This is a genomic window from Streptomyces sp. NPDC102441 (assembly GCF_044765585.1).
Lineage (GTDB): Bacteria > Actinomycetota > Actinomycetes > Streptomycetales > Streptomycetaceae > Streptomyces.
In genome coordinates, this window is sequence record NZ_JBIWKH010000008.1 from 329,240 (window position 1) to 342,175 (window position 12,936).

13 protein-coding genes, 1 pseudogene and 1 riboswitch are annotated in these 12,936 nt (G+C 70.6%); of the genes and pseudogenes, 11 read left to right on the forward strand and 3 right to left on the reverse strand.

From position 1 onward, the window contains the following. Positions 1 to 56 precede the first annotated feature (56 nt). Both ACIREO_RS19910 and ACIREO_RS19915 read left to right on the forward strand, forming a co-directional pair. Positions 57 to 2,330 carry a heavy metal translocating P-type ATPase gene (locus ACIREO_RS19910; RefSeq protein ID WP_404111670.1) on the forward strand — a complete coding sequence of 758 codons (2,274 nt, stop codon included), beginning with the start codon at positions 57 to 59 and terminating at the stop codon, positions 2,328 to 2,330. Between the two features lie 74 nt (positions 2,331 to 2,404). Next, complete coding sequence (locus ACIREO_RS19915) at positions 2,405 to 2,857, forward strand: flavodoxin family protein (RefSeq protein WP_404111673.1); 453 nt, start codon at positions 2,405 to 2,407, stop codon at positions 2,855 to 2,857. A gap of 17 nt (positions 2,858 to 2,874) precedes the next feature. Here the strand turns inward: ACIREO_RS19915 and ACIREO_RS19920 are convergent, their stop codons facing one another. Together ACIREO_RS19920 and ACIREO_RS19925 are read right to left on the reverse strand one after the other, a co-directional pair. Next, positions 2,875 to 3,270, reverse strand: coding sequence for a molybdopterin-binding protein (locus ACIREO_RS19920; RefSeq protein ID WP_404111676.1), 396 nt, complete (start codon positions 3,268 to 3,270; stop codon positions 2,875 to 2,877). A 22-nt stretch (positions 3,271 to 3,292) separates the two neighbouring features. Continuing rightward, complete coding sequence (locus ACIREO_RS19925; protein WP_404111679.1) at positions 3,293 to 3,523, reverse strand: hypothetical protein; 231 nt, start codon at positions 3,521 to 3,523, stop codon at positions 3,293 to 3,295. Between the two features lie 356 nt (positions 3,524 to 3,879). Continuing rightward, a riboswitch (cyclic di-AMP (ydaO/yuaA leader) is annotated at positions 3,880 to 4,065 on the forward strand. Positions 4,066 to 4,069: 4 nt separating this feature from the next. Between ACIREO_RS19925 and ACIREO_RS19930 the strand changes: the two genes are divergently transcribed. Further along, the gene (locus ACIREO_RS19930) at positions 4,070 to 4,939 is read left to right on the forward strand and encodes a transglycosylase SLT domain-containing protein (RefSeq protein ID WP_404111683.1); all 870 of its coding nucleotides are present in this window, start codon (positions 4,070 to 4,072) and stop codon (positions 4,937 to 4,939) included. 257 nt (positions 4,940 to 5,196) lie between these two features. After that, a complete protein-coding gene (locus tag ACIREO_RS19935; protein ID WP_404111685.1) occupies positions 5,197 to 5,838 on the forward strand; it encodes a hypothetical protein in 642 nt (213 codons plus the stop codon). Between the two features lie 64 nt (positions 5,839 to 5,902). On the opposite strand, the pseudogene ACIREO_RS19940 reads toward ACIREO_RS19935, so the two are convergent. After that, positions 5,903 to 6,793, reverse strand: a pseudogene (locus ACIREO_RS19940) (SIS domain-containing protein). 406 nt (positions 6,794 to 7,199) lie between these two features. On the opposite strand from ACIREO_RS19940, the gene ACIREO_RS19945 reads away from it, so the two are divergent. From ACIREO_RS19945 to ACIREO_RS19975, 7 genes are all read left to right on the forward strand, one after another. Further along, positions 7,200 to 8,189 carry an MBL fold metallo-hydrolase gene (locus ACIREO_RS19945; protein WP_404111688.1) on the forward strand — a complete coding sequence of 330 codons (990 nt, stop codon included), beginning with the start codon at positions 7,200 to 7,202 and terminating at the stop codon, positions 8,187 to 8,189. A gap of 81 nt (positions 8,190 to 8,270) precedes the next feature. Continuing rightward, positions 8,271 to 9,746, forward strand: a complete 1,476-nt coding sequence (locus ACIREO_RS19950; RefSeq protein WP_404111690.1) for an ATP-binding protein — start codon at positions 8,271 to 8,273, stop codon at positions 9,744 to 9,746. After that, positions 9,743 to 10,165 carry a roadblock/LC7 domain-containing protein gene (locus tag ACIREO_RS19955; protein ID WP_389196566.1) on the forward strand — a complete coding sequence of 141 codons (423 nt, stop codon included), beginning with the start codon at positions 9,743 to 9,745 and terminating at the stop codon, positions 10,163 to 10,165. The genes ACIREO_RS19950 and ACIREO_RS19955 overlap by 4 nt, the downstream gene beginning before the upstream one ends. Further along, complete coding sequence (locus ACIREO_RS19960) at positions 10,162 to 10,515, forward strand: DUF742 domain-containing protein (RefSeq protein WP_404111692.1); 354 nt, start codon at positions 10,162 to 10,164, stop codon at positions 10,513 to 10,515. Before ACIREO_RS19955 ends, ACIREO_RS19960 begins: the two co-directional genes overlap by 4 nt. Further along, on the forward strand, positions 10,493 to 11,107 hold the full coding sequence (locus ACIREO_RS19965; protein WP_404111695.1) for a GTP-binding protein: 615 nt from the start codon (positions 10,493 to 10,495) through the stop codon (positions 11,105 to 11,107). The genes ACIREO_RS19960 and ACIREO_RS19965 overlap by 23 nt, the downstream gene beginning before the upstream one ends. Then, entirely contained in the window at positions 11,104 to 12,411 is a 1,308-nt protein-coding gene (locus ACIREO_RS19970; protein WP_404111697.1) for a cytochrome P450, read from the forward strand. The genes ACIREO_RS19965 and ACIREO_RS19970 overlap by 4 nt, the downstream gene beginning before the upstream one ends. A gap of 75 nt (positions 12,412 to 12,486) precedes the next feature. Next, entirely contained in the window at positions 12,487 to 12,894 is a 408-nt protein-coding gene (locus ACIREO_RS19975) for a cell division protein SepF (protein WP_404111700.1), read from the forward strand. Positions 12,895 to 12,936 lie beyond the last annotated feature (42 nt).

The window sequence follows — 12,936 nt, forward strand, 5'->3', positions numbered from 1 at the left end:
ACGGACGAGATACCCATGAGGGGTATACTGGGTTCCGTTCGGACGAGGAGCAGGAAATGACTTCAGCCACTCCCGGAGCCGCCCGGGTCGAGCTCACCATCGGCGGCATGACCTGCGCCTCGTGTGCGGCGCGGATCGAGAAGAAGCTCAACCGTATGACGGGGGTCGAGGCCACCGTCAACTACGCGACGGAGAAGGCCAGGGTCGACTTCGCCGAGGACATCTCGGTCGACGACCTGATCGCCACGGTCGAGGCCACCGGCTACACCGCCCAGCCCCCCGCTCCGCCCCGCCCCGAGCCCGGTGACACCGGAGCACCCGCGGGCGGCCGGGGCGAGGACGAGCGTGCCGACGGTGAGCTGCGGTCCTTGCGCCGGCGACTCGTCACGGCGGCCCTGCTCGCGGCGCCGGTCATCGCGATGGCGATGATCCCCGCCCTCCAGTTCGAGTACTGGCAGTGGCTCTCCCTCACGCTGGCCGCCCCGGTCGTCACGTACGCGGCCTGGCCCTTCCACCGCGCCGCCTGGACCAACGCCAGACACGGCGCGGCCACCATGGACACCCTGATCTCGGTCGGTACGTCGGCCGCCTTCCTGTGGTCGCTGTGGGCGCTCTTCTTCGGGACGGCCGGGATGCCGGGCATGACGCATCCCTTCGAGTTCACGATCAGCCGCAGCGACGGAGCCGGAAACATCTATCTGGAGGCCGCCGCCGGGGTCACGGCCTTCATCCTGGCCGGCCGGTATTTCGAGGCCCGCTCGAAGCGCAAGGCCGGCGCCGCCCTCAAGGCACTCATGGAGATGGGCGCCAAGGAAGTCACCGTGCTGCGTGACGGCCGTGAGATCACCCTGCCCACGGCCGGCCTGCACGTGGGGGACCGCTTCCTGGTCCGGCCCGGCGAGAAGATCGCCACGGACGGAACCGTGGTCGAGGGCTCCTCCGCCGTCGACGTCTCGATGCTCACGGGCGAGTCCGTGCCCGTCGAGGTCTCCGCCGGTGACTCCGTCACGGGGGCGACCCTCAACGCCGGCGGCCGCCTGGTCGTCGAGGCCACCAGGGTCGGCGCGGACACCCAGCTGGCCCGGATGGCCACGCTCGTGGAAGAGGCCCAGAGCGGCAAGGCCGCCGCCCAGCGCCTGGCAGACAGGATCTCCGCGGTCTTCGTGCCGGTCGTCATCGGGCTGGCGCTCGCGACACTCGGCTTCTGGCTCGGCTCGGGCGCAGGACTGACCGCGGCCTTCACCGCGGCCGTCGCCGTACTGATCATCGCCTGCCCCTGCGCCCTGGGCCTCGCGACGCCCACCGCCCTGCTGGTCGGCACCGGACGCGGGGCCCAGCTCGGCATCCTGATCAAGGGGCCGGAGGTCCTGGAGAACACCCGCAGGGCCGACACGATCCTCCTCGACAAGACGGGCACCGTCACCACCGGCCGCATGACGCTGCTGAAGGTCCACACGGCCGGGTCCACGGACGAGGCCGAGGCGCTGCGCCTCGCGGGCTCACTGGAGCACTCCTCCGAGCACCCGATCGCCCGCGCCGTGGCCGACGGCGCGGCCGCGGCGGTGGGCGCGCTGCCGACCCCCGAGGACTTCGTCAACGTCCCCGGCCTCGGTGTCCAGGGCGTCGTCGAGGGCCACGCGGTCCTAGTCGGCCGGGAGAAGCTGCTGGCCGACTGGTCCATCGAGCTTCCGGAAGAGCTCAGGAACGCGAAGAACCTTGCCGAGAAGGACGGGCGGACCGTGATCGCGGTGGCCTGGGACGGCGAGGCCCGTGCGGTTCTGGAGGTCGCCGACGCGGTCAAGGACACCAGCGCCGAAGCTGTCAGGCGACTGCGTTCCCTCGGACTGACACCCGTTCTGCTGACCGGCGACAACAAGGCTGTCGCCGCTTCCGTCGCGGCCGAGGTCGGTATCGACGAGGTCATCGCCGAGGTGATGCCGCAGGACAAGGCCGAGGTCGTCAGGAGGCTCCAGGCGGAGGGACGTACCGTCGCCATGGTCGGCGACGGGGTCAACGACGCGGCCGCGCTCGCCCAGGCGGACCTGGGCCTGTCCATGGGGACGGGTACGGACGCCGCCATCGAGGCGGGCGACCTGACTCTCGTACGCGGGGACCTGCGGGTGGCCGCCGACGCGATCCGGCTCTCCCGCAGGACGCTGGGCACGATCCGATCGAATCTGTTCTGGGCCTTCGCCTACAACGTGGCGGCCCTCCCGCTCGCGGCGGCCGGCCTGCTCAACCCCATGATCGCCGGCGCGGCCATGGCGTTCTCGTCGGTCTTCGTCGTCGGTAACAGTCTCCGCCTGCGTGGCTTCCGGGCCGCCGGCTGAGGCGGTGTCCGCGCCCCACGGCTCCGCGCTCCGGGGCAGGGCGCGGGGTTCGGTGAGCGGGTAGGTTCTGGGGCGTGGCCACTCTGCTGATCGTGCATCACACGCCCTCGCCCAACTGCCAGGCACTGTTCGAAGCGGTGGTCTCCGGTGCGACGGCTCAAGACATCGAAGGCGTCCGGGTCGTGCGGCGGGCGGCGCTCTCCGCCACGGCGTCCGATGTGCTCGCGGCCGACGGCTATCTCCTCGGCACCCCGGCGAACCTCGGGTACATGTCCGGGGCCCTGAAGCACTTCTTCGACCAGGTCTACTACCCGTGCCTGGACGGGACGAAGGGCCGGCCCTTCGGCTACTACGTGCACGGCGGCAACGACGTCACCGGCGCGGTGCGGGGCATCGAGACGATCACGACGGGCCTCGGATGGCGTCGTACGGCCGACGCCGTGACCGTCACCGGTGAGCCGGGCAAGGCCGACACCGAGGCGTGCTGGGAACTGGGGGCCACCGTCGCCGCCGGACTGATGGACTGACAGGCCCAGTCGCCGTGTCAGATGCGGTCGATGTGCACGCTGGTCGACTTCACGCGGGCCGTGGCCTGCATGCCGACCTCCAGCCCCAGCTCCTCCACGGCTTCCCGGGTCAGCAGTGAGACGAGCCGGTGCGGGCCCGCCTGGATCTCGACCTGGGCCGCCACGTCACCGAGCTTCACCGCGGTGACGATGCCGGGAAAGGCGTTACGCGCCGAGGTGTAGGGGGCCTCCTCGTCGACGGGGGAAGCCTGGCCGACCTCGATCGAGAACGCGGCCAGATCACGGCCGTCGATGAGGCGGCGCCCGCTCCCGTCGCGATGGGTGGCGACCCGGCCGGCGTCCGCCCAGCGGCGTGCGGTGTCGGGGCTCACGCCGAGGAGACGGGCCGCCTGCCCGATGGTGTAGGTCTGCATCTGCCACACAGTACGTAACCGCTCAGTGCGGCTTCCAGCTGAGCTTGCCGCCACCCACCCAGCGGACGGTGGCCGGGTCCTCGAGGTCATGGACCGGAATGTCGGCCGCGGCGGCGGCGATCAGCACATCCGTCATGCCGGTCGCGCTTCCGATCACCTCTCCGTCGATCTCCACGATGCGGAAGGGCGGGTCCCCGGGCTGGACGGGCAGGACGGTGATCCGGGGGGCCGGGGTGCGAGGACTTCGAGTCATGGACGGATCGGTTCCACGCGGACACTCCCGGTATGCCCCTGGGTATCGGCTGTGAGCCGTATGCCCGTTTTGAGATATTTTTTGAAATTAATCCCGTAATCCATAAAAGGCCATTTCGTGTGACCTGGGGGCTTCGCTCAGGCGCAAATCGCCCGAATCGGACTCCGTGACCAGGGTCACCTTATGCCTTGCGGACGCGGGGACGCGGCAGTCGGTTCCCTTCTGTGCCAAGAGAAATGGGTGACGTGATGTGCGGTGGATTACATGAATTCACGAGAATTGATCTTGCGAATGAATTGTGATCATCGCGCCAGGCTTGTTCCTTTCCCTATTTCTCGCCTACGGTCACCATCACTCCGGGCGGAACGCCGAATCCTGCCGCCGCCCGGTTACCCGACCACTTCTCGTACGGCAGGAGCGGGGGACCCAAGTAAGCGCCGACCCGGTTTCCGGAGCGGCTCGGGGTGAAGTCGCATTCGTATGCGGCCGGGCATCTCCAGCTCGAACCCGACAGCTCACTTCGCAGGCGACGGAGAGGAATTCAGCATGCCCGAAAACGGTAAGCACCGTCGTTCCAGGACCAGTTCACTGACTCGCGGCATCATCGCCGTGACCACGGGCGGAGCCGCTCTGGCCCTCCCCGTGATCGGCGCGACGAGCGCCTTCGCGGCCCCGGCCCAGCCGGCCGCCGTCGAAAAGGCCGCGACGTCGACTGCCGCGACCGGCAAGGGAATTGCCGCGCAGAAGTCCGAGTCCGCCACCTATTCCGTGATCTTGGGTGACACACTCGCGAAGATCGCACGCGAGCATTCCGTGAACGGTGGCTGGAAGGCCCTGTACGAGGGCAACCAGAAGGTTGTCGGCGGAAACCCCGACCTGATTCACCCCGGCCTGAAGCTGACCATTGGTGGCAAGGCCGAGAACAAGTCGGCGGACAAGGCCGAGAGCAAGTCGGCGGACAAGGCCTCCGCTTCGTCCGACCGTGCCGAGAAGAGCGGTGACCGCGCCGACCGTTCGGAGCGCACGAGCACCTCCATCGCCGCAGAGGGTGCGCCCGCCGCCGAGGCCGCTCCTGCCGCCGAGTCGGTCTCGTACACGAACGACCTCGACGGCTGGATCAAGGAGTCGCTCGCCGTCATGGCCGAGCACGGCATCCCCGGCAGCTACGAGGGCATCCACCGCAACATCATCCGCGAGTCCGCGGGCAACCCCCAGGCCATCAACGACTGGGACATCAACGCGATCAACGGCGTCCCGTCCAAGGGTCTGCTGCAGGTCATCGACCCGACCTTCCAGGCCTACCACGTGGACGGCACATCGACCGACAGCTACGACCCGGTCGCCAACATCACGGCCGCGTGCAACTACGCGGCGGACAAGTACGGCTCCATCGACAACGTCTTCGGGGCCTACTGAGCCTTGCCGAGGCGGAACCGCTGACGCACGGGCGTGTGACAGACGGACAGAAGTGACGGGTGGTGCGGGTTCGGCGGAACCCGCACCACCCGTCGTCCGTTTTCCGGCACGGCACGGCACGGCACGGCACGGCACGGCACGGCACGGCACGGCGGCACGCGTCCGGAGGCCCCGCTCGGCGGCGTCACGGCCGCCGACAGGCCGGGAGAAGTCCCGGTGACTGGTCTCGTACAGGTTCGTCGTCCATACTGCCCGCCGTGGAGCAGCGCATAGATTCGAACAACAAGCCCGAGTTCGCCGCGGGGACAGACCCGGCGTACATCCCCGGCCTGACGGCCCCTGTCCCCGCGCGGACGGAGGCGGAGGAGGAAGCGGAGAAGGCGGCTCCCCAGGAGCCCGGAGAGGCCCGGGAGACCCAGGAGGCCGGGGCCGTGGACGCGGCCGACACGGAGGCGGTCGTGGACGAATCCGCGGCGGCCGGCGATGCGGCGGCCGAAGACGACGGGGCGGCAGCCGAAGCCGACGATGCCGCCGGGCAGGACGACGCGGCCCCGGCGGACGGGGACGCCCCGGAGGCCGAGGAGGCCGATGCCGTGCCCGGGGACGCCGATGGCGAGAGCGGCCCCGTCTTCGAGGTCAGCGACCGGCGTGGATCCATCAGGGTGGACGCCGATGGCGTCCGCTTCCGGCTCGACGACCAGGAGGCGGAGTTCGACTGGACCGAGATCGGCGCCGTCGAGACCAAGACCGGGCGCTTCGGACGCAGGTTCACCGTGACGGTCCATCTGTCGAGCCGCCGGTGGTTCAACGCCGAGGTCGAGGCCGGGGCCCGGAGCGACCTGAAGACATGGACGGCGGAGCTCGACGAGGCGCTGGACGCCTACTTCGAAGAGGCCTGACCTCCAAGGTCACCGCTGCGCACCGGGCCGGTCCTCGGCCCGGTGCGCGGTATGCCGTGACGCTTCAGGCTCCTGCGGCCGTGCCGAGCACGACCGACCGGGTCAGATGGCGCGGCAGGTCGGGGTCGAGGTCACGGGCCACCGCGCGGGCGATCGCCAGCCGCTGGACCCGGACCAGGTCGGCCGGCGGGTCCAGTCCGCTCCACCCAGCGCGCCCCGGTCGCCAGCACCTGTTCCCGCAGCCCTTCCGGGGCGGAGCCGAACATCCAGGTCGCCGTTCCGGCCGAGGCGATACTGATGGGGCCGTGGCGGTATTCCATGGCCGGATACGACTCCGTCCAGGACAGGGACGCCTCCTTCATCTTGAGTGCCGCCTCGTTGGCCGGCCCGACCGTCCACCCGCGCCCCAGGAAGCTGAACCGGGTGCAGCCGACGAGCCCTTCGGGCAGCGGCTCCGCCAGCGCGGTCTCCGCGTCCCGTACGACGTCCTCGGTGTGCAGCCCGAGACGGGCGCGGAACGGCGTCAGCGCGGTGGTCGTGAACATCGTCCGGATGACGGACCGCTCGTCGGCGAAGTCGAGGACGACCACGTCGTCGGCCGTGCCATCACCGGGGTGCGCGGGTCGGCGGTCACGGCGACGGTCCGGGTGGTGCCCCGCAACCGGGACAGCAGGCCGAGCACCTCCGTGGTCGTTCCCGACCGTGTCAGTGCGACGACCCGGTCGTAGGTGCGCCCGAAGGGGAACTCCGAGGCGGCGTACGCGTCCGGCTCGCCCTGCCCCGAGTCCTCGCGGAGCGAGGCGTAGGCCTGGGCCATGTAATACGACGTTCCGCAGCCGACGACGGCGATGCGCTCGCCGGTGCCGGGCAGGGCCGTCTTCCGGTCGGCGGCGACGTCCGCGGCGCGGCGCCAGCACTCGGGCTGGCCGGCTGTCTCGGTCTCGACATGCGACAGGTCCGCACTCCGCTTCCGCTGCTAGGCGTATCTGGTGGGAAGGGGATGGATGAAAACGACGCCCACGTGTTCAATTCTGCATGTTGGATGGGGTATTCGAGCAAGAACAAGCAAAGTGTTCACGCCTCCGTAATCCAAGGAGCATCGGTTTTCGGCCATGCTCGGTGGGTAGTCGACCCCATCCGGTTCTGTGGTGGCCGTGTGGGTATCCGTCGCGCGGCGGGGACTCGGTGGCCGACATCCCGCGCATCAGGCGGAAAATCCCCCGTGATGACCCTCCGGGGCGACCCCGGACGGTCACCGGTCGGTGGTGAGAGGCCTCGGTGAGGGGTGATTTTGCGCCATCGGGTCCGCATGTTGGCCGAGTTCGAACGCGCGCCCGGATCCCGGTCGGCATAATCAGCCCATGTCGATCACGGGTGGGGACGTCGTTGACCTCGGCAGGGGCCTGTACGCCTGGCTGCCGCCGAAGCGGGGCTGGGGCCTGGCCAACTGCGGCCTTCTCGTGTCGCCGCGCGGGGCGCTGTGGATCGACACCCCGTACGACACGATGCTGGCGGGCCAGTTCCTGGTGGAGAGCCAGAAGCGGCTGCCCGACGGCGTGGACATCGACCGCGTGATCGTCACCCATGCCAACGGGGACCACTTCTGGGGTGCCGGAGTGCTTCCGGACGCGGAGATCATCGCGACCCGCGAGGCCCGGGAGCACATCCACTACGACCCCACACCGCCGCAGCAGCACGCCCTGGTGGCCGGAAGTGATCCGTCCACACCTCTAGGCGCGTACCTCGGCCGTCACTTCGGAGTCTTCGACTGGTCGGCCACCGAGACGGTACGGCCGACGACCTACTTCACCGGCGAGCTCGAACTGACCCTGGGGGAGTACACGGTCCAGGTGTCCTCCCTGCCGCCCGCGCACACGGCGGGTGACCTGATCGTGTATCTGCCCGCGCAGCGCACGGTGTTCAGCGGAGATGTCATCTTCTCGTCCACCGCGCAGCAGCCCGGGGACCATCCGGTGCACTGGGTGGGGCCGCTGAGCAATGTGATCGACGCCTGCGAACGCGTCCTGGCAACCGGTGCCGAGGTGATCGTCCCAGGGCACGGACCGGTGCTCGGCCCCGCCGGAGTGCGGAGTCACATGGTCTACCTCGCGTACGTACGCGACCGCGCCCACGCCCTCCACGCGGCCGGTGTGCCCGCCGTCGAGGCGGCCCGCCGGGTGATCGCCGAGGGCCGGTACCCGGCGCTCGGCCTGCCCGAGCGGCTCGTGGTGACCATCGGGAGCGAGTACCGACACCTGGACGGTTCCGAACTCCCTGGTGTTTTGCAGGTGATGGCCGACGTGGCCACCGTCGCCCAGGAGACCGACGCTGCCGCCGGAGAGCCGGCGTGACGGCCCGCAGGTGCGACATCCGGACGTCCCGCACCGGCGCGGGCTGTCGACCGTCCCCGACAACAGAGACGCGGTGACGCCGTGTTTGCATGGATCGTGGCCCTGATCGCCGTCGGTGTGGCGATATGGTCGGCCGTACGTATGCATCAGGCCAGGCTGGGAGCGTACGGCGCCTCGGCGCACGCGGAACTGACCGAGCGGCAGGCCAAGGCGGCCGAAGCACGCACCCTCGCCCTCACCGAGGAGATCCGCCAGCTGGCCCGGAAGCGGATACCCGCCGCGGCCACCGCACTCTCCCACCGGGCCGCGCCCGTTCCCGGGCTGCGGGAGGCCGCCGGGATCGAGGGTGACGCCGCACGTCTGCTGACCGAGGCCGTACAGGCCGCGCGTACGGCGGTCCTGGAGGAACGCGGACGCGTCGACGCGGCAGCGCGGTCGGCCATGCGCGGCACCTCGGCCAAGATCCAGTCACTGCTCAACCAGTCTCAGCACCTGCTGCACGAGCTCCAGCACGAGTACGACGACCCGCGGATCCTGCAGCTCGACTTCCGTAACGAACTGGCGCTGCGCCGGACCCAGGCCACGGCCGTGCTCTGCGACGCCTGGCCCGGACTCGCCCGGCAGAACTCCTCGCTCGTCGAGGTCGTGCTCGGCGCCCAGTCCCGGGTCCCGGGCTACGAGCGGATCAAGGTCGCCAACCATCTGCGCCAGGAGCGGCTCGCGCTGGTCGCCAGGGCCGCCGAGCCCCTCGCGATCGCACTCGCCGAACTGCTGGCCAACGCGACGGCGTACTCCCACCCGGACACCGAGGTGCCGGTGACGGTCCAGCAGACCGCGGGGCGCGGGGCCCTGATCCTGGTCGACGACGCCGGGATCGGCATGGACGACGACGCGTTGAAGCGGGCCCGCGCACTGCTGTCGGGCCCCTCCGAGGTGCTGCTCACCGAGCTGGGGGACCCGCCGCAGACCGGCTTCGCCGTGGTGGGGCGGCTCATCGCGCGGTACGGCTTCAGCTGCCACATCGAGTCGTCGCCGTACGGGGGGATGCGCACGATGCTGCGCATCCCGGCCCATCTGCTGACTGTGATCGACGACGACCGCACCCTGTCCGTGCTCGCGCCGAAGCCGGTGCACGCACGTGCCGAGCCGGCCGAGAGCCCTGAGCCCGCCACGGCGGCCGGGCCCGCCGCCGCCCCTGCCCCCGCCACGTCGGCCGTGCCCGGGCCTGTGGCCGAAAGCCCTGAGCCCGTGACCGTGCCGGTGCCGGTGCCCGCCGAGCCTGCCCCCGCCGAGCCTGCTCCCGTCGCCGAGGAAGCAGCGCGTCCGGCGGCAGACCTGCCCACCCGCCGTCGCAGATCCCGCCGGACCGCCTCACCCGGGGCGTCGACGGTTCGGCAGCAGCCGGAGGCTGCGCCCGCGCTCCGTACACCCGAGCAGGCCGGAGCGGCCTGGACCGCCCTCCAGGAGGGCACCCGCAGCGGCAGGGAGGCGCCCGCGCCACCCCCGCAGGCGCCCTCAGCATCCCCATCGGACGACCAAGGAGACGACGAGACGTGAGCACCACCCCCACCGCCGGTGATCTCGCCTGGGTGCTGACCCCGCTGCTGGAGCTGCCCGGCGTCCAGCACGCCGTGGTCGCCACCGGCGACGGACTCGTCGAGGGCGCGTCGCCCGGCCTGGACCGTGCGTCCGCCGAGCGCGTCGCCGCGATGACCGCCACCCTGCACGCGGCTGCCCGTGCCTTCACCACCGCGTTCACCGAAGCCGAGTCGCCGCGCCTGGCCCAGACGGTCGTGGAGTCCGATCTGGGTTTCGCCGTCGTCGTGCCGGCCGGCAAGAACACGACGCTGGCCCTGTTCGCGGCCCCCGACGCACATCTGGGCAACATCGCGTACCAGATGCAGGTGCAGGTCACCGCGCTGACCAGGGCCATGCACGCCCCCACCCGCCAACCGGACGCTGCCACCCGGCCATGACCCCCGGCCCAGGCCGCCGCCTGATACCCCCCTACCTGGTCACCGGTGGCCGTTCCACGCCCACCGGCCCCGCGCTCGACCGGCTCGCCGTGCTCATCCGTACGGACTCGACGCTGCCGCCGGGCACCGGTTCGGAGCAGCGCAGGCTGTGTGAGCTCCTGGAGCCGGGAGCCCTCACCGTCGTCGAGTGCGCTGCCCATCTGGACCTGCCGGTCAGCGCCACGGTCTTCCTGGCCACGGACCTCGTGGCCGCGGGACATCTGCACGCTCGACCACCGATCCCCAGTGCCGGTGAGATCGACCGGTCGCTCGTCGAGAGGCTGCTCGTTGGACTCCGTTCCCTCCACTGACCGGGGCGGCATCGGCTATCTGCCGAGTGCTGCCGAGACCCTGATGAAACTCGTCGTCACGGGTCCCTTCGGCGTGGGCAAGACGACCCTGATCCGTACGCTGTCGGAGATCCCGACCCTCCACACGGAAGAGGCGATGACGCAGTCCAGTACGGGACTCGACGACACCGCCGGGCTTCCGGAGAAGACCACGACCACGGTCGCCATCGACTTCGGGCGGCTGACCGTCCAGGACGACCTGGTGCTCTACATGTTCGGTACGCCGGGCCAGGAACGCTTCTTCCCGCTGTGGGAGGACATCGCGCGTGGTGCGCTCGGCGCTCTCGTCATGGTCGACACCCGCCGGCTCGAGGACTCCTTCGCCGTCATGGACATGGTGGAGGAGCAGGGACTGCCGTACGCCGTCGCCGTGAACCGTTTCCCCGATGCCCCCGCCCATGCGGACGAGGTCCTGCGCAAGCACCTCGACCTCGACCCCCGCACCCCGCTCGTGCAGTGCGACGCCCGCGAACGAGGGGGCGGCATCGACGCCCTGATCGCCCTCGCCGAGCACGCACTGACCTGCCTGCCCGCGCCCCAGGAACCGTCATGACCCCTCCCGTGCCCGGCACTTCGGCCGGCACCGCCTCCTCGCTCCTCGAGCCCCTCGCGCTGTACGGCGCCGGCTTCGCCGCCGATCCGCACGGTCACTACCGCAGGCTGCGGGCCCAGGGGCCGCTGGCCAGGGTGCGTATCGCCCCTGACGTCGACGCGCTGCTGGTCACCGACTACCACGCGGCCGTCGACCTGCTGCGGGACACCGAGACCTTCACGAAGGACCCGCGTGCCTGGCAGGAGGGCGTACCGGCGGACTCACCGGTCCTGCCCATGCTCGGCCACCGGCCCACCGCGCTCTTCACCGACGGCGCCGTCCACGCCCGCTACCGCGACGCCATCAACGACACCCTCGCCCTGATCGAACCCCACCTGCTGCGCGCGGAGGTCGCCCGGGTCGCCCAGCGACTCATCGCCGGTTTCTCGGCCACCGGCACCGGTGACCTCATCGCCCAGTACGCCAGCAGGCTCCCCCTGCACGTCTTCACCGCCTCCTTCGGCGTGGCCCCCCAGGACACCGAACGGGTGGTCCGAGGCACCGCCGGAATGATGGACTCCGAGGGGGACGCGACAGCGGCGTACGACGACCTCTTCGGCGTCGTCACCGCTCTCGTCTCCGCGCGGCGGCGCAGCCCGGGCCGCGATCTCACCTCGTATCTGCTGGCGCATCCGGCCGGTCTCGACGACAACGAGGCAGCGCGCCAGATCACGCTCATCATGAGCGCGGGCCACGTCCCCACGACCAACCTGATCGGCAACGCTCTGCTGCGCATGCTCAGCGACACCGGGTACAGGGGTTCCCTGCACGGCGGTGCGACGACCGCGCACGGGGCCGTCGACGACGTGCTGTGGCGTGATCCGCCGATGGCCAACATGGGAGCGCACTTCCCGCGCCACGACACCGAGTTCCACGGGGTCCCGCTGCGCGCCGGGCAGCTGGTGCTGGTCTCCTTCGCCGCCGCCAACACGCAGTCGCCGCCGTCCGGTTCGGACCCCGCCGCGCGCTCGGGTGACGGTGCTCATCTGGCGTGGTCGACGGGGCCGCACCGCTGCCCCGCCAAGCAGCCCGCACTGCTGATGGCGATGACCGCGATCGAACAGCTCACCAGCCAGCTCTGCGACCTGGAACTGGCCGTCGAACCCGGCGCGCTCGTGTGGCGGCCGGGCCCCTTCCACCGGGCCCTCGCCCATCTCCCGGTGCGTTTCACGCCGCTCGATCCGCTCCCCGTACCGGACGGCGAGGGCGCCCCGGACGTCTCCGATCAGGTTCCGACCCGTGTCGGTGGTACGCCGAACGGGTGAGGGGCGAGAGAATTGCCCGATGAACAGCGAGCGCAGCCGGCGCACAGCCAACCGGCATACGGACGGGGTGGTTCTGTGAGCAGGTACGACAGGTACGACAGGTACGACGCCACCGACGAACAGTGGGAAGGGCTCGCCCAGGTCGTACCCCTGAGGGGCCGCAACGAATGGCCCTCCCGGGTCGACCACAGGACGGTCCCCGACCAGCGGGACTCGGCCGAGCAGCGGCGCATGGTCGTTCTGCGGGTCCAGGTGTTCGCGGACGCGCGCGAGGTGGCCGAGTATCTGGTGGCCCAGATCCCGGTCCTGCTGGATCTGACCGGCGCCGAGACCGATGTGGCCAAGCGGATCCTGGACTTCAGCAGCGGCGTGGTCTTCGGGCTCGGCAGCGGGATGCACAGGGTGGACCGCAATGTCTTCCTGCTCGCGCCGGTCGGCATGGAGGTCGAGGGGGTCACCGCGGCGGGCGTACCTCAATCGTAGGAAGGTCGTGCGGGCGGAACGGTTCGCCGCTCACGGGCGTGC